Genomic DNA, 22,040 nt, shown 5'->3' with positions numbered 1-22,040 from the left:
CGTCAGTCGAACAGCCGCCGGAACACGTTGGTCTCGGCGAGATCGACCAGCTCGTCGCCGCGGCCGGACAACACAGTGCGCAGGGCGTAGAGGGTGAATCCCTTGGCCTGCGCGGCGGTGATGGTCGGCGGGATCGACAATTCCTGTCGGGCCGTCGTCACGTCGAGCAGCGCCGGGCCGTCGTGAGCCAGGAACTCGTCGATGGCACCGGCGAGATCGTCGGGCTGCTCGACCTTGCGTCCACGGATTCCGACGGCCTCGGCGAGTTTCGCGAAATCGGGGTTCTCCAGATCTGTCCCGTAGTTGACGAACCCGGCCGCCTTCATCTCCACCTCGACGAAGTTCAGCGAGGAGTTGTTGTAGACGACGATCTTCACCGGCAGTTTGTTCTGGGTGATGGTCAGAAGCTCGCCCAGAAGCATCGCGAGTCCGCCGTCGCCAGCGAGTGCGATGATCTGGCGCCCCGGAAAGGCGGTTTGCGCGCCGATGGCCTGCGAGACCGCATTCGCCATCGACCCATGGGTGAACGAACCGATCAGGCGGCGGGCGCCGTTCATCACCAGATACCGCGCCGCCCACACGACCGGAGAGCCGACGTCGGGGATGAACACGGCGTCTGCACTGGCTTTCTCGCTGATCAGCCGGGTGAGGTACTGGGGGTGGATGGGTGCCCGGTTACGGTCGTTGTCGGCCAGTTCGTCCAGACGCCGACGTGCCTTGGTGTAGTGGGCGAGCGACGTCGTCAGGTGTTCTGGGTCGCGGCCGGTCGAGATCAGCGGAAGCAGCGCGCGCACGGTGTCGCCGACGTCGCCGACCAGCGGTACGTCGACCGGGCAGCGACGTCCGATCTGTTCGCCGCGGATGTCGACCTGGATGATGGTCGCCTTGGACGGGTAGAACTGCTGATACGGGAAGTCGGTGCCCAGCATCAGCAGGGTGTCGCACTTCTCGATCGCGCGATAGCCCGACGAAAAGCCCAGCAGCCCGGTCATTCCCACGTCGTACGGGTTGTCGTACTCGATGAATTCCTTGCCCCGCAACGCATGCACGATCGGGGCCTGTAGCGCGCGGGCCAGCCCGACGACCTCATTGTGGGCGCCCTGCACGCCGGCACCGGCAAGGATGGTGACGCGCTGGGCAGCGTTGAGCGTGTCCGCGGTGCGGGCCAGGTCGGCATCGGTGGGCCGCACGACGCGCGGCACGTGCCGGATCGGGGCTCCCGCACGGCGTTTGGGGCACGGTTTGAGGAACAGCTCGCCGGGGATCACGAGCACCGCCACGTCGCGTCGCTCCACTGCGGTCCGCAACGCCACGTCGAGCAGTCGCGGCATCTGGTCGGGGGTGCTGACCATCTCGCAGAAGGCGCTGCATTCGCGGAAGAGCCGTTCGGGGTGGGTCTCCTGGAAGTAGCCGCTGCCGATCTCGGGTCCGGGGACGTGGGCCGCGATCGCGAGCACCGGGACGCGACTGCGATGGGCGTCGAAGAGACCGTTGATCAAATGGAGGTTGCCGGGACCGCAACTGCCCACGCAGACCGCGAGTTCGCCGGTGAGAGCAGCTTCGGCGGAGGCGGCGAAGGCGGCTGCCTCTTCGTGGCGGACGTGCTGCCAGGTGATGGCCTCGGTGGTGCGCAGGGCGTCGGTGAGACCGTTGAGGGAATCGCCCGGAAGCCCGTACACACGCTGCACTCCGGCACGTTCGAGCTCTTCGACGATCCGCTCGGCGACTGTTGTCGACATGGTGATCCGTTCGGTCGAGTCCGTGTCCACCCGACTATAGACGTGACGCGAGTGGTGCCGACCCGGTTCGGCTTCGGGCACGAAGACGTCAGAGCCTGCCCGGGGCACTCGACGAGCGACCGAGTGGCGTGCATTTCGGCGACCGGAGTATCCAGTCGGTCACCGGCAGAGGCCATTTCGGCGATGCGACCTCGACCGAAATCGCATCGCCGAAGTGAGGTTGCATGGATCAGCCTTGATGATCCGAGGTCACCGCGAGGTTCTTCGCGGCGTCGAACTCCGCGCGTAGCGTGCTCAGTCGGGCGTCGGCGAACTCGAGCGAGTCCGATCCGAGGAGCTGGTGCAACGGTGCGTTGCCCTCGACGGCGACGGTGATGATCGCCGACGCCGCGCGTGCCGGATCGCCGAGCTGGGTGCCGGGCATGGCCTGATGCGCCTGGGTCATCTCGCGGATGGCGGGGTAGGCGTCGACCGTGGACTCCGGCAGGCCCAGCGAGGCGGGACGCAGGAAGTCGGTCCGCATGTAGCCGGGTTCGATCAGGTTGACGGCGATGTCGAACTCGGCGACCTCGGCGGCCAGCGACTCGGTGAGACCCTCCAGCGCGAACTTGCCGGCGCAGTACAGTCCCCAGCCGGGGAATGTGGTCAGGCCGAGCACCGACGACACGTTGATGATGTGCCCGCTGCGGCGTTCCCGCATGTGGGGAAGCGCTGCCCGCAGCACGTTCCAGACCCCGAAGATCTGGACGTCGAACATGTCACGGGCCTCGGCGTCGGTGACCTCCTCGACTGCGGCGAGGAAGCCGTAGCCCGCGTTGTTGACCACCACGTCGATGCCGCCGAACAGATCCTGTGTGGCCGCGACCGCAGCAGTGACCTCGGCTTCGTCGGCGAGCGACACCTGCAGGGGGAGAATGCGGCTCGTGTCGACATCGGCCAGGGCCTCGATCAGTCGATCCGTCGAGCGGGTGGTGGCGGCGACGTTGTCACCGCGCTGCAGCAGTTGTGTGACCAGCTCCAGGCCGAGGCCGCGCGAGGCGCCGGTGACGAACCAGGTGGCCGGACGATCGGTGGGGTAGTTCATGATTGCCTCCTGTGGGTAGGGCTGATTTCGATACGGTTCCTCGCAAGCTCGTCGCCTACTCGATCAGCGGTATCGCGGTTCTCCTGTCGAACCGGTGACAGCAGAATCGCGTTCCGAAAGGCGCTGTGGGACGCCATAACTGACCACCTCGAACCCAGGACCCGGCAACCTGGGACCGACAGACCCAGGCACGGTCCGCACCGGGCGCGCATGATGGTGGGCATGGCCGATCTGAATCGAGAACTCGCGGACTTCCTCCGCCGTGCTCGGGCCGCGCGCGACCCGCAGGAGGCCGGCCTCCCCGACGACGGGCGGGTTCGCCGCGTCAAGGGACTGCGGCGCGAAGAGGTGGCAGTGCTGGCCGGAGTGTCCACCGACTACTACACGCGCCTGGAGCAGGGCCGGCGCATCATCCCGTCGACGCAGGTCATCGACGCGATCGGGCGTGCCCTCGGACTCGACGACGTAGGCCGCACCCATCTGCACGACCTGGTTTCGGCGACTCGAACTCCGCGCACCGCCGCACGCTCGCGCTCTGCGGTACAGCGGGTGCGACCGGGACTGCGCCAGCTGCTCGATTCACTCGACGCGCACCCCGCGCTGGTCCTCGGCCCTCGGACCGAGGTGCTGGCGGCCAACCGGATGGCGTGCGCATTGTTCGCCGACTTCGAGCGCATGCCCGGACGCGAACGGAACTACGCTCGCTGGATGCTGCTCTCCGACGACGCGCGCAACCTATTTCTCGACTGGGAGGTGCAGGCCCGCAACGCCGTCGAGGCACTCCGGCTCGAGGCCGGACGAGCACCGGAGGACCGCGACCTCATCGAACTGGTGGGGGAGCTGTCGGTGTCGAGCCCGGAGTTCCGGCAGTGGTGGTCGGAGCATCAGGTACACCAGCGCACCTTCGGTTCGAAGCGGCTCGTCCACCCGGTCGTCGGCGAGGTCACCGTCGACTTCGAGACCTTTGTGCTGCCCGGAGACAACGAGCAGGCTCTCTACCTCTACACCACCGAGCCGGGATCGGCGTCCCGGCAGGCGATCTCGATCCTGGCCAGCTGGAGTCAGCCCGTGCGTGAACCCGAGTCCGAACCGTCAGACGGCTGAAGCGCGCTCGCCGGTACACGCCCGCCGAAGACCATCAGGATGTCGCGAATCGGGGCCTCGACGACCCGGCCCGACCCGGCTGCGAAGTCGACGTCGGTGGCCACGAACCGGAGGCCGCGGTTATGGCGTCGGGCGAAGAACGGGAAGGCGACATCCCAGATCTCCTGCGCTGCGGCCGCGGCGGCGTCGACCGGCATCGGACGAGCGATACCGAGTGGCACGGCGATGTCCTGGCCGTGCAGGAGGGAGTCGAGGAGGGGCGCACGTTCATTGGTCGCGAACGGGTGGCGCCGTGAGCCGACCATCGCGCGAAGTTTCTCTGCCGCCTCGGGCGGCGTCGTCGGATCGCGGAGGGCCATCTCACGGATCATGGTGTTGAAGCGGAAGCCGTACCGGAGGGCCGAGGTGATCACCTGTCGTGCGTCCGCGTGGCTTTGTGTGAGGTGGACGGCGACGTCGCGGACCGTCCATCCGGCGCACAGCGAAGGTGTCGCGAGCTGTTCGTCGGAGAGGGATTCGATCAGCGCGGCCAGGTCGATCCGCTGCTCGTCGACGTGGTTCCACAGGGTGTCGCTGTCCATGACGGGCTCCCGTTCCGAATGGTCAGGATGCCTGACAATATTAGTCAGGATTCCGTACTAAAGTCAACGGTATGACCGACGAACGACCCGCCCTCGGTGTCCTGATGTTCGTGGCCCACCGGTCCATCGAACGGCGGGTCATGGCCCGGCTCGCCGCCGTCGGGGCCGACGACATCACCCTCGCGCAGAGTCGCGTGGTGCAGCGGCTCGCGCCCGAGCCGATGCGGCTGACCGACCTCGCCGAGCAGGCGGGGGTCACCAAGCAGACCGCCGGCGGTATCGTCGATCAGCTCGAGGCCGCGGGATACCTGGTACGCGTTCCCGATCCGTCGGACCGTCGGGCCCGACTGGTGACCCTCAGCGACCGTGGCGTCGAACTGTGTGAGATCGCGGCGCAGGAGGTCGAGGCCATCGAACAGGAATGGCGTGATCATCTGGGCGCCGACGACTTCGCCGCTCTGGAGAAGTCGTTGGTCCGTCTGCGTGAGGTCACCGACCCCTACCGCTGAGTCCTCTCGACGGGTTGGCGCAGGATCGTGCGGAGTTTCTCCGGCGGGGTCTTGCGGAAGTCGCTGAAGTAGATCTCGTGGTGTCGCCCAGCCAGCCGGAGGGCGTTGCCCGGGATGAACTCCTCGTGCATTCGTGCGAGGACGGGTGCCTCGTCGTCGAAGGAACCGACGTGCAGGGTCTGAACGCATAGTCCCTCGTCGAGCACTCCGGTGCGGAGGTCGTCGAGCCGGGGCGGTGGCTTCTTCGCGCCCACGGTCTCGATCACCGCGGCGACCATGTCGTCGGGCAACCACTCCGGGATCATGAGCATGAGTGTCCAGTTCCATCGCGACTTGTCACGGGCGCCGGTGAACACGCTCATGTCCTCGGCCCACCACCGACCTTCCAGCGGTGGAACAACATAGTCGCGTGCGAGTCCGCGGCTGCTCGCGAACTTGAGCTTGTAGGCCACCGGGTACAGGGTCTCGATCGCGGCAGCGAAGTCGGGGGAGTCGTTGGGGTCGCCCGTCCCGTCGATCATCAGGTACTGCATCTCCGGGACCTCGAGGATGCGGAACTCGCCGCGTCTCGCCCGGTAGGAGTCGAGAGTCTTCTTGAAGTCGACCTTGTCGCTCACAGGGTTCGCTCCGGTCGTCGGTCAGGAGGTGATGGCCCGGCGTTCGTAGGTGCGCAGGGCGAGTCCGTACGATACCGCGCCGATCCCCAGACTCCAGGCGATCGCGGCGATCACACTGCCCGTGGAAACCGTTGCAGCGGTGAGGGCTCCGCGGAGAACCTCGATCACCGGGGTGAACGGTTGGTATTCCGCGAACTGCTTGACCCCGACGGGTAACGAGTCGGCGGGGACGAAACCGGTACTGAGGAACGGCATGATCGTCAGGAACATCGGCGAGTTGCTGGCGGTCTCGACGGTGTCCGCGGCGAGGCCCAGGTAGATCGCGAGCCAGATCAGGGCGATCGAGAACAACACGGTGATGCCCAGTGCGCCGAGCCATCCGAGCGGGTCGACGGTGGGGCGGAAGCCGAGGGCGATCGCCACCGCGAGAACGACCGCGATGCTGAACAGCGCCTGGATGAGGCTGGCCAGGACGTGGCCGACGAGTACCGACGACCGTCCGATGTCCATGGTGCGGAAGCGGTTGATGATGCCGGAGGTCATGTCCATCGCGACGACGATCGCCGAGCCCTGGACGGCTGAGGCGATCGTCACCAGGATGATCCCGGGGACGACGTAGTCGAGGTACGCGGCACGCCCGGTGGCCCAGCCGGACGTGGTCATCCCGGCGCCGAGCTGCCCGCCGAAGACGAAGACGAACAGCAGCAGGAACACGACCGGCAGGCCGATGAGCATGATGGTCAGCGACGGGTACTTGACGAGTCGTCGGAGGTTGCGGCGCAACATGACCCGGGAGTCGGACACGGCATAGGTGAGGGTGCTCATCACGCGGCTCCCGATGTGTTGGTGTCGGACTCGGCGGGGTCCTCGGCCGGCGAGCCGGTCAGAGCGAAGAAGACGTCGTCGAGGGTGGGGGTGTGGACGTCGACGTCGACCACCTCGACGCCCGCGGAGTCGAGCAGGTTGAGAGTGGTGCGGATGGTGAAAACCGTGTCGTCGGTGGAGATGTCGAGCCGCCGTGACTCGTGGACCGGCCGCGCGGACGGGAGAAGTCGCCGGGCCGAGTCGAAGGCATGGTCGTCACCGAACGCCAGCCGCACCTCGGAATCGTGAACTCGCTTCTTCAACTCGGCGGCGGTGCCCTCGGCGACGATGTGGCCGTGATCGAGCACGGCGATGCGGTCGGCGAGCTGGTCGGCCTCCTCCAGGTACTGGGTGGTGAGGAAGATCGTGACCCCGTTCCCGGCGAGGCCGGTGATGATGTCCCACAGCACGCGTCGGCTGCGCGGGTCGAGCCCGGTCGTCGGCTCGTCCAGGAAAATGACGTGCGGGGTGGAGACGAGGGTCATCGCGAGATCGAGGCGGCGTCGCATGCCGCCCGAATAGGTCGACACCGCCCGATCCGCGGCGCCGGCGAGGTCGAACTGTTCGAGGAGTTCCTCGGCGCGCCGCCGGCCCGCCGTGCGTCCGAGGTGACGGAGATCTGCCATGAGGGTCAGGTTCTCGCGTCCGGTGAACAGGTCGTCGATGGCGACGTACTGGCCGGTGACGCCGATGATCGATCGCACCGCCCTGGCTGCGGTCACCGTGTCGTGACCGTCGATGGTCACACTTCCGGAGTCGGCGGTGAACAGGGTCGAGGCGATGGACACGGTGGTGGTCTTGCCCGAGCCGTTGGGGCCCAGCAGTGCGGTCACCGATCCGGGCGGGACGGTCAGATCAATGCCGTCCAGAACTTGGTGCTCGCCATAGCTTTTCGTGAGTCCTCGGATGCGGATCTCGGCGCCGCCGGCGTTGCTGCGGGTCATGCGCGATCCCCTTCCGTTGTGGCCGCAGGGATCTCGCCGGCCGCGATCAGTACCTGGCGTTCTTTCTGCCACTCGGCGTACAGGGCGGGGATCCGGGTGGTGAGGAACTCGGTGAACGCCGCGATCTCGCTCAGCACTGCCCGACGTTCCGGCGTCGCGTCGCGGAGGACCTCGAGTCCTTCGCGTGCGAGTGCTCCCAGTTCCTCGTACTCCGCGTTGTCCATGCCGAGGCCGCGTGCCGAGGTGATGTCGATCGAGATGCGGTCCATCCGCTCGCCGGCGGTGCGGGTCCGCTTGACCTGACCCACGGACTCCAGCGTCGTGATGGCGTTGGTGATCGCCGACCGGCTCGCCAGTAGCGCGTCGCTCAGCTCGGCGATGGTCGGTGCCGGCGGATCGCACACCGCCAGGTAGCCGAGGACACGACCGACCATCGGCGGATAGCTGTACCGGCGCGCGCAGAACCGCGCCATGTGATCGGCGAACGTCAGCTGAGCATCGAGTGCCATGCGTCACAGTGTGCGCGCATGACTGAGTTAACACAAATATGTGTCATCTGAAGCAACTACCCGGCTGGGTCAGCCGTCCTGCGCGTCCAACTTCGCGGCGACGTCGGCGGGGAAGCCGCCGGTGGCGATCGGACCCCAGTGAGTCGGGGTGATGCGGATCAGCGACTTGCCCTGTAGGCGCATCGCGGCGCGGTACTCGTCCCAGTCGGGGTGCTCGCCGGAGATGCTCCGGAAGTAGTCCACGAGGGCGTCCTCGGCGTCCGGCATGTCGAGCACCTCGGCGTCTCCGTCGACCTGGACCCAGGCGCCGTTGAACTCGTCGGACAGTACGACGACGCTCGCGACGGGGGTGTTGCGGAGGTTCGTGGCCTTCGCGCGGCCGGGGTAGGTGGAGATCACGATCCGACCTTCGCCGTCGACTCCGCCCGTGACCGGGGAGAGTTGCGGTCCGCCGTTGGACCGGACGGTGGCGAGGATCATCTGGTGCCGCGGCCGGATGAACTCCAGCAGCGCTTCGCGGTCGACGGCATCGGCTTTCGCAACGGTTCTGGCCATGCCGACGACCCTACGCCGCAACGCTTCAGGGCAGTGCGGAGATCAGACCGGCGAGGATCGCCGACACCGGCGACTCCTGCTTCCCGTCGACGGTGATGTCGTCGTCACTGTTGACCAGGATGATGATCGTCGTATCGGAGTCGTAGTCGTGGAACAACGATGAGTTGAAGCCGGGGAAATCGCCGTCGTGGCCCCACCAGCCGTCCCGGTTGCCGATACCGATGCCGTAGCCGGCGCTGGCGGTGTTGGGCGGGGGAGACGTCAGGATCGAATCGCGCCGTAGTTGCTGTGTTGCAGGATCGAGCACGCCCCGACCGGTGAACAGGGCGTCGCCCCAGCGCTGCAGATCGTCGAGGGTCGAGATCACCGCGCCGGCGGTGAAGGCGAAGGACGGGTTCCAGTTCGTGGAGTCGACCGTCTGGCCGGCCGGTTGCCCCTGGCTGGTCACTCCGTCGAGATGCGGGTCCGGGATCTCGACGGACCCGCCCGGCCACGACGAAGCTGCCATGCCCAGCGGTCGGAAGATCCGTTCGTCGAAGGCGTCGCGAATCGGTTGTCGCAGCACCCTTTCGATGAGGAGTCCCAGCAGCACGTAGTTGGTGTTCGAATACTGCCAGCCCGCCCCGGGTACGAAGGCGGGCGGCAACGACTTCGCGGCGTCGACGAGTTCTCGTGGCGCCCAGTCGTATCCGGGATCGGCGAAGAACCTCTGCGTGAAGGTGTCGGACAGGGTGTACGACGGGATGCCGCTGGTCATGTCCGCGACTTGACGGACGGTGGCATTTCCGTTGGGAGCCTCGGGGACGTACTCGCTGATCGGATCGTCCAGCGAGACGCGTCCGTCCTGGACGAGTTGCAGCAGGATCGTCGCGGTCATCGTCTTGGTGAGCGACCCGATGCGGGTGTGATCGGATGCGGTGATCTGCCGGTCCTGACCCTCGACCGCGGTGCCGGCCGTGCCCGTCCAGATGCCGGCCGGCGAGATGACGCGAGCGATGACGCCCGGGAAGCCGCCGGACGATCGGAGGTCGTCGAGCACCTGCTGGAAGGCCGCGCCGCTCTCGGCAGACACCGATGTCGGGGTGAGGCTCGACCCTGGTGAGGACGACTGGGATGGCGAACAGGCGGCGATGCCCAGCACCGCGGCCACGCCGCACACCAGAACTCGCAGGACAGAGGGGCGCGCAGGCCGACGGGTCATCCTGCGATCCTCCCGTGCGGCGACCGGAACAGCCAGTTCCTCGGACAATCCGGCGCAGAATTCGCGCCGGCGGGTGTCAGGCGCGGTGCGCCAGGAACGGGGCCACCGGGTAGATGTCGAGTGCGGTGGCGACCTTGGCCTCGATGGCGCGTTCACGATCTCCCGCGCCGAATCCGCCGGCGGTGGGGCGATCGGGGATCGTGTCTCCCGAATCGACGATGCTCCAGGCCGATCCGGCCTCGAGGAGGGATCGGTGCTTGGTCGAGTAGTAGACCGGCATCGGCACGATCGCCACACCCGGGTCTCCCGCCGCAGCCGCGATGAGATGCGGGTGGAAACGGGTGCTGATCCAGGTGTTGCCCTGCCCAGCGGGCAGGCCCCCGAACCAGACATCGCGGAAGTTGAGAACACGCGCGCCGTCCAGACGCGAGCCGAGACGGAACGGCACCTCATAGTCGTGACCCGGGATTCCCTCGACGACGGTGACCGCCGATCCCGGGACCTCCCAGGCGTCGAGGGTGTCGTGGACGAACGCAGCGAGCGCTTCGACCCCGGAACCATTTGGCCCGGTGAACTTCTCGGTGAGGTCCGACTGCAGGCAGAGCACTACGCCGCGACCTTTCCCGGGTGTGTCGGCGGGTCTTTCGTCGCGGTAGACCGCCGGCTGTGGCCGGTGTAGCGCGAGCCAGGCGTCGTCCCCGGAATGCCGCACGCCGACCGCGCCCTCGAGCGCCTGCGCCGACGCGGTGTCGCGCACGTCGACGATGTCGAACGCGCCCAACGCCGTGACCAGGGCCGTCCATGCCGGTTCCTCGACCGTCGGCACGAGGCCCTGACCGGTGGCCACGAGCTTCGCGCCCGATCGGCCCGACACCGCGGCGGCTGCCACGAGCAGCGAGACATGGTGCGGCCACACACTGTTCACGTACCCGCCGCCGAGTAGGTGGATGGTGGTCGCCGAGTGCAGCAGATCGATGCCGGCCGTGAGACGCGGCGCCAGGCCGGCATCGAGGACCGCGCGTCCGACCCACGACCACGGGGCGGCGGGTTCGGTGTCGGAGGCGTAGTTCGAGAGTTGCCACAGCGTGTCGACGACACGCAGATTCGGGTGTGCGTCGCCCATAAGAGCGCTCGCCGATCCGGGGCTGTGGCAGTCCAGGATCACGGTCGCCTGGGGGCGGATGCGTGCAAGGCGGCGCAACCATGTGCGCGCGATGAGTTCGTCGCCGTAGTTGGGATAGCCGGTCGGTGCGATCAGGTAGATGACCTCGCCGGAACCCAGGGCGCGACCGACAGAGGAGTCACTCGCCCGGCGTCGCGCCGATGCCTCCACACGGTTCGCCAGCGCGCGAACACGCTCCACCTGCCCCCATTTCGTCATGGTGAGAGATTACGGTGGCGACCAAGCGGTGCCACTCGGCGGTCGAAAGACCAGGGTCACGTCACGCGAACGTCGCGCGGAGGTAGGCGAGTACTGCGGCGGTGTCGTCCAGTGGGCCGCGGTACCCGAGATGGCCATCGGGGCGGATGACGAAGGCCGTCGATCCATCCGGAAGGTACCCGGCGGCGAAGCGACTCTCGGTGTCGCGGAGCAGTGGCAGGTCGGTGCTGCCGACCTGCGCGGTCGGCGCCGCCACCACGTGGGCGCTCATGTGCCCGCGCGCCGCCTCGGTCACCTCGGCGGCGAGGTTCTCGAGTACGGCCACGTCCTCGGCTCCCGCGGTGGCGTCGGCGTACAGCACCAGAGCGTGGTCGACGCCGCTCAGCAACGAGTACAACCGGAGCGGATGATTCACCGAGTCACGACCGAGCCCGGCGGCATCCGGGGCCCGTTCACCCGCCCGCGGTGCGGCGGGCGCGGAGGGGATCGTCGAACCTGCGGTGATCGGGCTGTCTGCGTAGGAGATCAGCAGTTGGGCTTCGCGCCGAGTCACGAACTCCACGTCGGCGGAATCGGAGCCGATGCCCTCCCGCGCGTCGCGGACCGTTCGGCCGACGACCTCTTCGCCGACCGGGCGTCGTTCCAGGTCGTAGGTGTCGAGCAGGCCGGGAGCCGCGTCACCGGAGACGGCCAGGGCCAGCTTCCACGCGAGGTTGTGAGCGTCTTGCACGCCGGTGTTCATGCCCTGGGCCCCGGTCGGCGGATGGATGTGCGCGGCGTCCCCGGCCACGAACACCCTTCCGCGACCGTAGGAGTCGACGATCCGGTGGCTGATGCGGAACACCGACGACCACCGCAGGTCCGACACGGTGGCGGGTTCGGGTGACAACCGGTCGACGACGGCCTGGATGTGCGACAGCTCCGGTGTGCGAGTGCCCTCGAAACCGTGGGCGACGCCGTCACCGCCGGAGGCCGGGCCGATCGCGAGTTCGTCGGGCACGAGCATCGACATGCGATACCGACCCCGCCCCGGCAGGGGGATGCACACCAGCAGATCGTCGGTGGTGCCGTCGGCGGCCTGGTGCATGGCGCGGATCGCGTACCCGCGGGGCATCGACCAGTCCACGGCGACGTCGCCCAGCATGTACTGCTCGGCGAAGGCGCCACCCTCGAAGCTCAGGCCCAGACCCTTACGGACCGTGCTGTGCGCACCGTCGGCTCCGATCAGATAGCCCGCGCGGACGGAGGTCTCGACGCCGGCCGCGTCGGTCAGGGTGACCGTGACCCCGTCGTCGTCCTGGGTGAACGCCGAGACGCGCACGCCGCGCTCGACCTCGGCATCGAGGTCGGTCAGACGGTCTCGCAGGACGCGCTCGGTGGCGTATTGCGGCAGCAGGTGAAAGCGGAAGGGCACGTCGGCCGGCGTGACCAGGTCGATCCGTGACACCTGGGCGCCGTTGACGAACACGAACTGTCCGCGCATCTCCATGCCCGCGTCCAGGATCGGTTCGATCACCCCCATGCCCTCGAAGACCTCGAGGGTGCGAGGTTGGATGCCAACGGCTTTCGCGTACTGGGGAGGCTCGAGGAGCGGGTCGACGATCCGGACCCGGACACCTCGTCGGCGGAGTTCGATGGCGGCGGTCAGCCCGATCGGACCGGCGCCCGCGACCAGTACATCGACGTCGTGCATACAGAGACCCTTCGTCGTCCGGCGTCTGAGGTGTTCCCGGACCGGATTATTCGCCGAACGACCGGTACCGGTGCGGTACTCGGGAAATGTGGCACGGCATCGTCGCGGACTCAGCGCGGGATCGACGACGGTCCGAGGATCTCGGCGCCCAGTGCGGTGACCCGGGCGCGCAGCTCGCGATCGGCGGTGACGACCACGCGACGACGATCAGGGTGGTCGCCGACGACGTCGACGATCGTGTCGTCCCCCGACGCCGCGGCCTCGACGACCGTCACGTCGGGAACCGACGCGACCCCGCGCGCTCTGCCCTCCACGACGAGCACGACCTCGATCGGTCCGGTCAACGCTTCGAGACCCGGCTCGGCGAGTAGCGCGAGGCGGTCTCTCAGCTGCTGCGCTGCACCCCTCCGATCCCGCCACCAGCCGTCCGGTACCGAACCGACGACGTTCGCGCCGTCGACGACGAGCAGCGGGACGTCGAGGTGGGACGGGTTCGGATCGGTCATGTCACCCATCAGCCCACACGTAGGCGTTGTCGCGCAAGCCCTCTCGCGGCTACTCGGTGTGCACCGGCTCGGGTGTCAGGCGATGTCGCCGTGACAGAAGCGGTCGTGCGGGTCGAGCGTCGCCTTGATGTCCAGGAGCCGACGGCGGTGCTCGGCGCTGTATGCGTCGGCGGCGCGGCCGGCACGTTCGGCACCGGAGGTGAAGTTCAGGTAGGTGGCACCGGTGACGTAGGGCGCGAGCTCGGTGCGGGTCACGCGCAGCGTCGATTCGACGGCGAGCGCCACATGCGGGTCGGGAACCACCGAGATCAGTTCGAGGAGGAATTGCCCGGAGCGTGCCCGGTCGTTCGCCGCGCCGGCCGCACCACGTGCGATCGCGCCGCCGGCGTGGCGGATCTCGGCGGAGACGATGAGCGGTGCCGAGCCCGGCTCCGGGCGAGCGCGACCGGCGACCACATCGATGGCCTCGTCGTGCAGCTCGTCGAACCACTCGGTGGTGACCATGACCGGCATCGGTTCGGTTGGGTCCATGCTGATCGCGTCCACTGCGTCGAACGGCATCTCGTCCCACAGGTCGACCAGGGGTGTCCGCCAGTTCCGCCACTCGTCGACGATCACCCGGCCGGTGGCGATGTCGCCGGACCAGCATCCGCGCACCACCGCGAAACTCCCGCCGCGCAACGGCTCCGGGACGTCGTCGGTGGGCGGCAGGTTCAGGATGGTGACCGCAGAGGTCAGGGCCTCCGGCTGGGCCGGTGCCCAGTCGCGGAACCGGCGCATGATCTCCTCGGCGTCGTCGGCCGGGTAGAAGAGGTTGCCCGCGTACACCGTGGTCACGTCGACGAGGGCGATCTCCATCGAGGTGACCACGCCGACGCTGCCCGCGCCACCACCCCTCAGCGCCCAGAAGATGTGCGGGAAACTCGCCTCGCTGACGCGGATCGGCCTGCCGTCGGGAGTCACGAGATCGAAGGCCAGCACGGCATCCGAACCCAGCCCGAAGCGGCGCCCGAGCCAACCGAAACCGCCGCCGAGGGTGAAGCCGACCGCGCCGACGATGCTCGCCGAACCCATCAGCGGCGCGAGGCCGTACGGAACCGCGGCGTCGAGCACCGCCTTCCAGGTGGCACCGGCGGCGACCCGGGCGGTCCTCGTGACCGGGTCGACGGTCACCGCGGTGAGACGGGACGTGTTGATGAGCAGGCCGCCGTCGGCCGGCACCCCGGTCCCGTGACCGGTGGCCTGGACCGTGATCCGCAGATCCTCCTCGGCGGCGAACCGCACGGCCTCGACGACGTCGAAGTGATTCTCGGGGATGGCGATCACCGACGGCCGATGGATGACGAGCCGGTTGAAGCCGGCCCGTGCCTCGCGGAAACCGGCATCCCCGGGGCCGAGGACCTCGCCGGCCATCCGGTCGCGCAGCTGCGCGAGCACCGAGGTGCGGGTGCGTACGATCAGCCGTTCGGGGCGGCCGGTCGGTGAGGTGGGGGTCGCGGTCATACGGTGAGTCCTCGGATGTGGCCGGCGTCGCCGGGCGGTCGGTCAGGTGTCCGGGCGGGCCGGGTTCGGACACCAGATTCACCGACGGTTCTTGAGGGCGACTTGAGGCGGACTTGGGACTACGCCGTCGGCGAGACGCCCCATGCCGCGGCGAATCCGTCGACCCGTTCTACCAGCGCTTTTGCCTCCTGCGCCACGGCGATGGCGCGGGCGCGGGCGAGCGTCGTCCCGAATTTCGACGCCGGACGTCCGTTGGCGTACTCGTATCGGGCGCGGACGAGCAGACGGTGAGCGTCCCCGTAGTGTTCCCCGGTCCGTTCGGCGAACTCGTCGGCTCGATCCAGGAGGGCGGCCGCATCGGTCAGCTTTCCGGCGGTGACCAGTATCTCGGCATGTAGTCCGAGCCAGAATCCGTCGCCGGTGCGCGCCTGGTCGGTGTTGCCGGGCCGGTCGGGGCGGGGGTCAGCGGTCTCCAACCGGTCGATACGGACCAGGGCGTCGTCGATGTCGCCGGCCATGGCACGAGCCCACCAATACATGCGTTCGCCGCCACGACGCAGATAGGCGAGCGGGCCCGCACTCTCGGAGTCGATGATCTGTCCGGCGTCGAGTGCCCACTCCGCATCGCCGATCGTCGCCGCGGCGCCGACTGCGAAGATGGCGGTGCCCAACCGGGACCTGGGGTCCGGACGCGCGTCGGTGATGGCGGCGAACAGCGCGCGACCGGCATCCCGGCCGAGGTGGACCGTGGCCGCCCAGGCCCGGAAACCGCGCGCCATCGTCAGTTGGTCGTCACGGAGTCCTTCGACGTCCTCGAGCGGTCCGTATGTGTCCAGGATGCGATGCGCCGCACCGTAGTTGCCGCGGGTGAACTCGTCGATGCCGGCGGCCTGCATGCCGAGGTGGACGACGACGGGATCGTCGGACCGTTCGGCGCGGGCGCGGAGATCATTCGCGAGCCGGTGTCCGGTGTGCGCGTCGGCGACCTGGATGTGCGCGGCGCAGCGCGCGTAGTCGAGGGAGGCCAGCAGCCGCCGGTCACCGAGCGTGGTGGCCAGTGTGCGGGCGCGTTCCTGGAGATCGGGATCGGCGGCGAAGTAGCCGTGTACGGAGACCTCACCGGCGAGTTGTGTGGCGATCGCCCGCAGTTCGGCCTCCTGGTCGCCGGTGGCCCGTGCGAGTGTCGACGCGTCACCGAAATGCCGTTTCGCACCGTCGAAGTCGTAGGTACGGAGGGCGATGTCGCCCGCGGTCAGCAGGGCGCTGGTCGTGCGCGCCCGGTCGGCGAGCGGCCCCGCCGACCACAGGTGGCGGGCGACCCGGCTGACCGCATGCGGTGAGGAGTTCCCGGCGAGTGCGTCGGCGATGGCGAGGTGGATACGCCGCGCGCGCCTCGACGGGATACCGTCGGCGATCGCCTCGCGGATGATGTCGTGGCTGAAACCGAATCCGAACGGGTCGTCGGGACCGAGGTCGACGACCCCGGCGGCGGAGGCGGGTTCGAGGGTGTCGAGCGCCTCGTCCACGGGTCGTCCGGCCGCGGTTGCGAGCAACACCAGGTCCACCCGGGTGCCGATGAGGGCGGCGATGTCGAGGAGTTCGGTTGTCTCCCGCGACAGTCCGAGGAGCCGTTGACGCACGACGTCGCGTACTCCGGACGGCACGGCGTTGCCCGCGATCGAACCCTGATCGGCGAGAATGCGTGCCAGTTCGCGGACGAAGAAGGCGTTGCCGCCGGTGCGGCGCTCGATCGAACTGACCGTCGCGACCTCGGGCCACTGTTGTGTCTCGCGGCGGATCAGCTCGGAGATGTCGTCCCCGCGGAGGGAACCGACGTGGAGACGGCGGTGTTCGGGGAGTCGTGCCAGCGTGGCGAGGGTCGACGCGACGACGGGTCGGTGGGTCGGTGACCGCAGCGAGGCGAAGAACGTGACGCCCGGCGTCCGTCGAGAGGCCATGTGCGCGAACAGTTCCAACGAGGCGCCGTCCGCCCACTGGAGGTCGTCGAGGACGATGATCAGTTTCGAGGTCTCGGCGACGCCGTCGAGGAGGTCGGCGGCTTGGTCATAGAACTGGAAACGCGCTGCGGCGTCGGGCATCTGACGCGGCGGCGGGATGACGTTGACGCCTTCGGTGACCATGCGGCCCAGAGCGCTGTCGAGGAGTCGTTCCCGGTCGGCCGGATCGAGCTGGGGGAGTACCGTGCCGAGGATCTGGACCCACGGCCACATCGACGGTGCCGCGGGATCGTCGACGCACCGCCCCCATAACACCCGCAGGTCGGCCGCGCCGGCCGCGCGTCGTCCCGCCTCGTCGATGAGGGCGGTCTTACCCGCTCCCGGTTCACCTTCCACCACGACGACCCCACCGTGTCCGGTCATAGAGGCGAGAACCGCGCGATGCAGCGCGGCCAGTTCGTCGGTTCGCCCGACGAGCGTCGGCGCGTCGTCGAGGGCTTCCCGATCCGGTGGTGTCTCGGTGGCTTCGACGCGACCGGTACTCGGGGGAATGGTTGCCACCGTGAGGGATTCGCGTGTGAGGGATTCGCGCGGAGTGAGTGGAGCATCGAGGTGCGGTGCGTGATCGAGGATGTCGCGTTCGAGTTCTCGGAGCCGTGGGCCCGGGTCGACGCCGATCTCGTCGGCGAGGATGCGTCGGGCATTGGCGATCGCGCCGAGTGCATCGGACTGCCGGCCGAGCCGGTACAGCGCGGTGGCGAGCAGAACCCAGAGTCCTTCGTCGAGTGGTGATCTCTCGACGGCACTGTCGAGTTCGGTGACCAGCAGATGATGGTCACCAGCGGCCATGCGTGCCTCGAAGGACATCTCGCGCGCCGCGCCGAGCATACGGTCGAGATGGTCGGCGGCCTCGTCGCGGAACGCCAGTCCCTCGAACTCCGGGAGGATCGGCCGGTAGGCGTCGAGGACCTTCTGCAGGAGCGGGGCCGCGGCGGCGGTGTCGCCCTGCTGCATCAGGGTTCGTGCCGAGGTCAGATCCGCGGTCAGCCGGCGCAGGTCGACCTGATCCGGCGTCGTCGGCAGGCTGTAGCCGGTTCCGTGTGTGAGCAGCACGGTCGACGGACTGCGCGGTTTGCGGTCGGGTTCGAGGGCCTTGCGCAGGCCCGAGATGTAGGACTGCAACGACACCTCGGCGCGATCGGGTGGTGAGTCGCCCCAGATGCCCTCGATCAGCCGGTCGGCACGAAGCGGCGCACCCTCGGCGAGGACGAGCTGCGCGAGTGTGGCCCGCTGCTTGCGGGTGCCGAGTTCGACGGGATCGGAACCGATCTGGGCGCCGAGCCCGCCCAAGACCGTGTAAGAGAGTCCGAGCATCAACGTGAGTGTAGTGCTCCGGACCCCACCGGGGAGGGGTTGTGGGCGAGGTCCGGTCCTTCATCCGACAGACGCCGGCGCCGGATGTCGGTGGCCGGCGATAGGTTGGTGCGCATGAGTCTCGCAGTGGGCATGATCACCGTCGACACCCTCCAGCCGATGCCGCTCGCCACGTGGTGGGCCGAGGCGCTCGGTGGCCGGATCGTCCAGGAGAACGACGGCTTCTTCGTCGTCCTCTCGCTGGCAGAGGGTGCACCCCTCCTTGCGTTCCAGCAGGTAGACGACCCGACGCCGGGGAAGAACCGCATCCATCTCGACCTCACGACCGACGACCGCGAAGCCGAGGTCGAACGACTCATCGCCGCCGGCGCGACGAAGATCGCCGACCGCGAGATGCCCGGCTTCGGCTGGGTGACGCTGGCCGATCCCGACGGCAACCAGTTCTGTGTCGCCGGGCAGCACGAGGCCTAGGTGCCCCCGACCGACGTCTAGCCTCGGGGGATGGGATTCACCAGGGCCGAACTCCTCGAATACCGGGACCGCACCGTCGACGACCTCGTCGGTGACGACTGCCGATTGCTGTTCGTCGGGATCAACCCCGGCCTGTGGACCGCCGCCACCGGCGCCCATTTCGCGCGGCCCGGCAACCGCTTCTACCCGGCGCTGGCACGCGCGGGGATCGTCGACCGGGTGATCGACGCATCACGGGGCATGTCCGAGGCCGACGCCGAGTTGCTGACCGGACGCGGGATCGGCATCACGAACGTCGTCGCCCGCGCCACCGCGACCGCCGCGGAACTAACGGTCGAGGAGTTCCGGGACGGCGGTCGTCGGCTGCGGGAACGCGTGCGGGAGATCCGTCCGCGAGTGGTGGCGGTCGCCGGGATCACCGCCTACCGCAGCGCCTTCGGGCGACGCGACGCGGTGTCCGGTCGCCAGGAGGAGACCTGGGATGGTGCCCAGCTCTGGGTGGTCCCGAACCCCAGCGGACTCAACGCGCACGAGACCGTCGACTCGCTGGCCGCCGCATACCGGGAGGCCGCGGTCGCGGCGGGTGTGGTGTGAGCGGGTTTCGCTGACCCCCGCCCTTGCTGAAAACCGCCCTGAGGTCCGCCCGCAGCAAACCGCCCCCGAGATCCGCCCGCAGCAAACCGCCCCCGATTTGCACCCTGGACAGCTCCGCCGGCGACATAGTGTCAACGGTCGCCCTCTGGGGGGTGCACTTCAGGGGTGGTTTTCAGTCGGACGACGCGGGTCGGGTCTCAGAGGTCCTCGGAGGTGATGATCCGGCGTCGCACCGACAGCAGTTCCACCTCGGGATGGTTGGCGGCGGATCGTTCGACGGCGTCGAGCACGTCGACGACGTGGCTCCGGTCGGCCGCCACCACGCTCGTGCCGATCACCGCGCGCCGATGCATCTCGAGGTGACCGACCTCGGCCGCAGACACCGAGAACCGTCGACGGAGTTCGGCGACGATCGGCCGGACAACCGACCGTTTCTGTTTCAGCGAGTGCACATCGCCCAGGCGATAATCGAACTCGGCGAACCCGATCCACATCAGAACGCGATCAGTGGTCGGTGCGGATCAGCGTCGCCACATGGTCGGGAACGTACTTGGACAGCGATCGAGGCGGCCGGCGATAGTTGCCCGACTCGATCGGCCGATTCGGCAGAGTCACCTCCGGGCGGGGCACCTCGTCGTAGTCGATGCTGTTGAGCAGGTGCGAGATCATGTTGAGCCGCGCATGCTTCTTGATATCGGATTCGACGACGTACCAGGGGCTCAGAGCGGTGTCGGTGTGGACCATCATCTCGTCCTTGGCGCGCGAGTAGTCCTCCCACCGGTACACCGACTCGAGATCCATCGGGCTCAGCTTCCACTGTCGCACAGGGTCTTTCATCCGCTGGCGGAAACGCTTGAGCTGCTCGTCGTCGGAGACGGAGAACCAGTACTTGCGCAGGATGATGCCGTCGTCGATGAGCATCTGCTCGAAGATCGGTGTCTGCCGCAGGAATCGGGTGTGTTCCTCGGGTGTGCAGAACCCCATGACCTTCTCCACTCCGGCACGGTTGTACCAGGACCGGTCGAACAGCACGATCTCGCCCGGCGCCGGTAGGTGCGCGACGTAGCGCTGGTAGTACCACTGGCCGCGTTCACGGTCGGTCGGCGCGGGCAGCGCGGCGACACGTGCGACGCGAGGACTGAGGTACTGGGTGATCCGCTTGATGGTGCCGCCCTTGCCTGCGGCGTCGCGGCCCTCGAAGACCACCACCACGCGAGCGCCGGTCTCGCGCACCCATTCCTGGAGTTTGACCAGCTCGGTCTGTAGCCGGAAGAGCTCGGCCTCGTAGACCTTGTTCGAGATCTTCTGAGGCTTCTTCTTGTCCTTCTTGGCCATGGGAAGAGCCTACGGGCTGACGACCGTTCAGGAGGTCAGAGCGGCGTCGCGTTCGGCTTCGAGTTCCGCGACCGAGGCGTCGATCCGTTCCCGAGAGAAGTCGTTGATCTCGAGTCCCTCGACGATCTCCCACTGACCGTCGACCGAGCGCACCGGGAACGAGCAGACGATGCCCTCGGGCACGCCGTACGCGCCCGGTGACGGCAGCGCGGTGGAGGTCCAGTCGTCGGCGGCGGTTCCGTGGACCCAGTCGTGCACGTGGTCGATGGTCGCGTTGGCCGCCGATGCCGCCGAGGAGGTGCCACGCGCCTCGATGATCGCGGTGCCGCGGCGCGCGACGGTGGGGATGAAGTCGTCGACGAGCCATTCGCGGTCCGCGGCGAGGTCGGCGCCGGTGCGGCCGCCGACGCGCGCGTGGAAGATGTCGGGGTACTGCGTCGCCGAGTGGTTGCCCCAGATGGTGACCCGGCTGATCTCGCCGACCTCGACCCCGGCGCGGTGGGACAGTTGGGCGATCGCGCGGTTGTGGTCGAGGCGGGTGAGCGCGGTGAATCGCTGCGGCGGGACCTCGGGTGCATGAGCGGCGGCCACCGCGGTGTTGGTGTTGGCGGGGTTACCCACCACGATCACCCGGATGTCGTCGGCGGCAACGTCGTTGAGGACCGCTCCCTGTGCCGCGAAGATGTCGGAATTGGCCGCGAGCAGATCGGCGCGTTCCATGCCCTTCGATCGCGGACGCGCACCGATGAGCAGGGCGAAACTCGCACCGTCGAAGGCCTTGCGCGGGTCGTCGAAGACGTCCACGGACTTCAACAGGCCGAAGGCGCCGTCGTCGAGTTCCATCGCGGTACCCACGGCGGCCGGGACCGCCTGGGACAGCTCTAGGAGTCGGAGGGCGATGGGCTGGTCGTGACCGAGCATCGCGCCCGCGGCGATGCGGAAGACGCTGGCGTATCCGATGCTCCCGGCCGCACCGGTCACGGTGACGACGGCCGGTGCGGGACGATTCACGAGTACTTTTCGGTCAGCAGGACCTGGACTCCCGGCCCGGAGAGCACGAGTGCGTGACCCACCGAGTACCAGGTGATGGGCTCCCTGGTGAGTGTGGTGATCCACTCGTCGGCGCCCGCTCGGGGACCGGGGCAGGCCATCATCGTCGAGGCGAGCGAGCCGACGCGCAGCACCGAGCCCTCGACCGTCATCTCGCCCACGTGCCGGTTGCAGCCGGCGAACAGCGAGATGCGGTTGGCGGCGGTGAAGGTCAGCTGAAGGGGGCCACCACCGGGGATCTGGGGGCCGGTCACCGCCGTCGACGAGTAGGACTTGCCGACGAAGGGCGGAACCGCCGGCGCGGCGACACCCGGACCGGCCGCGAACGCACCGAGACCCGACACGAACAACACCGCGCTGACCAGAGCAACAATGCGTAAGCTGATGCGATGTTCGCGGGCTGGGTGGAGTACGCGTGCCGTCTGACGGCGATCCCCGAGGCTCACGTTCACTACGGTAGCCGACCGG

Annotated in this window: 22 protein-coding genes; 4 read left to right on the top strand and 18 right to left on the bottom strand. The window is 68.3% G+C overall.

Annotation, left to right across the window (positions count from 1 at the left end; genetic code table 11):
• Nucleotides 1-2: 2 nt before the first annotated feature.
• Both poxB and LQD00_RS07180 read right to left on the bottom strand, forming a co-directional pair.
• Nucleotides 3-1,739 (bottom strand): ubiquinone-dependent pyruvate dehydrogenase, encoded by a 1,737-nt coding sequence (gene poxB / locus LQD00_RS07185; RefSeq protein ID WP_232716472.1) that lies wholly within the window; start codon nucleotides 1,737-1,739, stop codon nucleotides 3-5.
• 229 nt (nucleotides 1,740-1,968) lie between these two features.
• Nucleotides 1,969-2,823, bottom strand: a complete 855-nt coding sequence (locus tag LQD00_RS07180) for an SDR family NAD(P)-dependent oxidoreductase (protein WP_232716413.1) — start codon at nucleotides 2,821-2,823, stop codon at nucleotides 1,969-1,971.
• Nucleotides 2,824-3,045: 222 nt separating this feature from the next.
• Here LQD00_RS07180 and LQD00_RS07175 point away from each other — a divergent pair, with 222 nt between their 5' ends.
• Nucleotides 3,046-3,927 (top strand): helix-turn-helix transcriptional regulator, encoded by an 882-nt coding sequence (locus tag LQD00_RS07175; protein ID WP_232716411.1) that lies wholly within the window; start codon nucleotides 3,046-3,048, stop codon nucleotides 3,925-3,927.
• Here the strand turns inward: LQD00_RS07175 and LQD00_RS07170 are convergent.
• Complete coding sequence (locus LQD00_RS07170; RefSeq protein ID WP_232716410.1) at nucleotides 3,885-4,508, bottom strand: maleylpyruvate isomerase family mycothiol-dependent enzyme; 624 nt, start codon at nucleotides 4,506-4,508, stop codon at nucleotides 3,885-3,887. The genes LQD00_RS07175 and LQD00_RS07170 overlap by 43 nt on opposite strands.
• A gap of 71 nt (nucleotides 4,509-4,579) precedes the next feature.
• On the opposite strand from LQD00_RS07170, the gene LQD00_RS07165 reads away from it, so the two are divergent.
• On the top strand, nucleotides 4,580-5,017 hold the full coding sequence (locus LQD00_RS07165; RefSeq protein ID WP_232716408.1) for a MarR family winged helix-turn-helix transcriptional regulator: 438 nt from the start codon (nucleotides 4,580-4,582) through the stop codon (nucleotides 5,015-5,017).
• Here the strand turns inward: LQD00_RS07165 and LQD00_RS07160 are convergent.
• The 11 genes from LQD00_RS07160 to LQD00_RS07110 all read right to left on the bottom strand — a co-directional run bounded on the left by LQD00_RS07160 (nucleotide 5,008) and on the right by LQD00_RS07110 (nucleotide 18,122).
• The gene (locus tag LQD00_RS07160) at nucleotides 5,008-5,634 is read right to left on the bottom strand and encodes a GyrI-like domain-containing protein (RefSeq protein ID WP_232716406.1); all 627 of its coding nucleotides are present in this window, start codon (nucleotides 5,632-5,634) and stop codon (nucleotides 5,008-5,010) included. The genes LQD00_RS07165 and LQD00_RS07160 overlap by 10 nt on opposite strands.
• A gap of 21 nt (nucleotides 5,635-5,655) precedes the next feature.
• Nucleotides 5,656-6,459, bottom strand: coding sequence for an ABC transporter permease (locus LQD00_RS07155; RefSeq protein ID WP_232716404.1), 804 nt, complete (start codon nucleotides 6,457-6,459; stop codon nucleotides 5,656-5,658).
• Nucleotides 6,459-7,442, bottom strand: a complete 984-nt coding sequence (locus LQD00_RS07150) for an ATP-binding cassette domain-containing protein (protein WP_232716402.1) — start codon at nucleotides 7,440-7,442, stop codon at nucleotides 6,459-6,461. The genes LQD00_RS07155 and LQD00_RS07150 overlap by 1 nt, the downstream gene beginning before the upstream one ends.
• On the bottom strand, nucleotides 7,439-7,951 hold the full coding sequence (locus LQD00_RS07145; protein WP_232716400.1) for a GbsR/MarR family transcriptional regulator: 513 nt from the start codon (nucleotides 7,949-7,951) through the stop codon (nucleotides 7,439-7,441). Before LQD00_RS07145 ends, LQD00_RS07150 begins: the two co-directional genes overlap by 4 nt.
• Before the next feature lie 69 nt (nucleotides 7,952-8,020).
• Entirely contained in the window at nucleotides 8,021-8,506 is a 486-nt protein-coding gene (locus LQD00_RS07140) for a PPOX class F420-dependent oxidoreductase (protein WP_232716398.1), read from the bottom strand.
• A 25-nt stretch (nucleotides 8,507-8,531) separates the two neighbouring features.
• Nucleotides 8,532-9,707, bottom strand: coding sequence for a serine hydrolase domain-containing protein (locus tag LQD00_RS07135; protein ID WP_232716396.1), 1,176 nt, complete (start codon nucleotides 9,705-9,707; stop codon nucleotides 8,532-8,534).
• 76 nt (nucleotides 9,708-9,783) lie between these two features.
• Nucleotides 9,784-11,088: a polysaccharide pyruvyl transferase family protein gene (locus LQD00_RS07130; RefSeq protein WP_232716393.1), complete on the bottom strand. Its 1,305-nt coding sequence runs from the start codon at nucleotides 11,086-11,088 to the stop codon at nucleotides 9,784-9,786.
• 61 nt (nucleotides 11,089-11,149) lie between these two features.
• The gene (locus LQD00_RS07125; RefSeq protein ID WP_232716391.1) at nucleotides 11,150-12,781 is read right to left on the bottom strand and encodes an FAD-dependent monooxygenase; all 1,632 of its coding nucleotides are present in this window, start codon (nucleotides 12,779-12,781) and stop codon (nucleotides 11,150-11,152) included.
• 110 nt (nucleotides 12,782-12,891) lie between these two features.
• Complete coding sequence (locus LQD00_RS07120; RefSeq protein WP_232716389.1) at nucleotides 12,892-13,287, bottom strand: PIN domain-containing protein; 396 nt, start codon at nucleotides 13,285-13,287, stop codon at nucleotides 12,892-12,894.
• Between the two features lie 75 nt (nucleotides 13,288-13,362).
• Nucleotides 13,363-14,790 carry an FAD-binding oxidoreductase gene (locus tag LQD00_RS07115; protein ID WP_232716387.1) on the bottom strand — a complete coding sequence of 476 codons (1,428 nt, stop codon included), beginning with the start codon at nucleotides 14,788-14,790 and terminating at the stop codon, nucleotides 13,363-13,365.
• Between the two features lie 119 nt (nucleotides 14,791-14,909).
• Entirely contained in the window at nucleotides 14,910-18,122 is a 3,213-nt protein-coding gene (locus tag LQD00_RS07110) for a BTAD domain-containing putative transcriptional regulator (protein WP_232716385.1), read from the bottom strand.
• A gap of 114 nt (nucleotides 18,123-18,236) precedes the next feature.
• On the opposite strand from LQD00_RS07110, the gene LQD00_RS07105 reads away from it, so the two are divergent.
• Entirely contained in the window at nucleotides 18,237-18,593 is a 357-nt protein-coding gene (locus LQD00_RS07105; protein WP_232716382.1) for a VOC family protein, read from the top strand.
• A 30-nt stretch (nucleotides 18,594-18,623) separates the two neighbouring features.
• Nucleotides 18,624-19,187: a mismatch-specific DNA-glycosylase gene (locus LQD00_RS07100; protein WP_006865040.1), complete on the top strand. Its 564-nt coding sequence runs from the start codon at nucleotides 18,624-18,626 to the stop codon at nucleotides 19,185-19,187.
• Between the two features lie 197 nt (nucleotides 19,188-19,384).
• Here the strand turns inward: LQD00_RS07100 and LQD00_RS07095 are convergent, their stop codons facing one another.
• Genes LQD00_RS07095 through LQD00_RS07080 form a run of 4 tightly spaced genes read right to left on the bottom strand, consistent with a single transcriptional unit; the run spans nucleotide 19,385 to nucleotide 22,018 of the window.
• On the bottom strand, nucleotides 19,385-19,681 hold the full coding sequence (locus tag LQD00_RS07095) for a DUF503 domain-containing protein (RefSeq protein ID WP_232716380.1): 297 nt from the start codon (nucleotides 19,679-19,681) through the stop codon (nucleotides 19,385-19,387).
• Between the two features lie 10 nt (nucleotides 19,682-19,691).
• Entirely contained in the window at nucleotides 19,692-20,522 is an 831-nt protein-coding gene (ppk2, locus tag LQD00_RS07090) for a polyphosphate kinase 2 (RefSeq protein WP_232716378.1), read from the bottom strand.
• A gap of 27 nt (nucleotides 20,523-20,549) precedes the next feature.
• Nucleotides 20,550-21,533, bottom strand: a complete 984-nt coding sequence (locus LQD00_RS07085) for a malate dehydrogenase (protein ID WP_232716377.1) — start codon at nucleotides 21,531-21,533, stop codon at nucleotides 20,550-20,552.
• Nucleotides 21,530-22,018: an META domain-containing protein gene (locus tag LQD00_RS07080; RefSeq protein WP_406566974.1), complete on the bottom strand. Its 489-nt coding sequence runs from the start codon at nucleotides 22,016-22,018 to the stop codon at nucleotides 21,530-21,532. The genes LQD00_RS07085 and LQD00_RS07080 overlap by 4 nt, the downstream gene beginning before the upstream one ends.
• Nucleotides 22,019-22,040 lie beyond the last annotated feature (22 nt).

Origin of the sequence: Gordonia metallireducens, from assembly GCF_021245825.1 — a bacterium.
Classification (GTDB): domain Bacteria; phylum Actinomycetota; class Actinomycetes; order Mycobacteriales; family Mycobacteriaceae; genus Gordonia; species Gordonia namibiensis.
The sequence above is the reverse complement of the archived record's forward strand: the minus strand, read 5'-3'. Positions and strand labels throughout refer to the sequence as shown.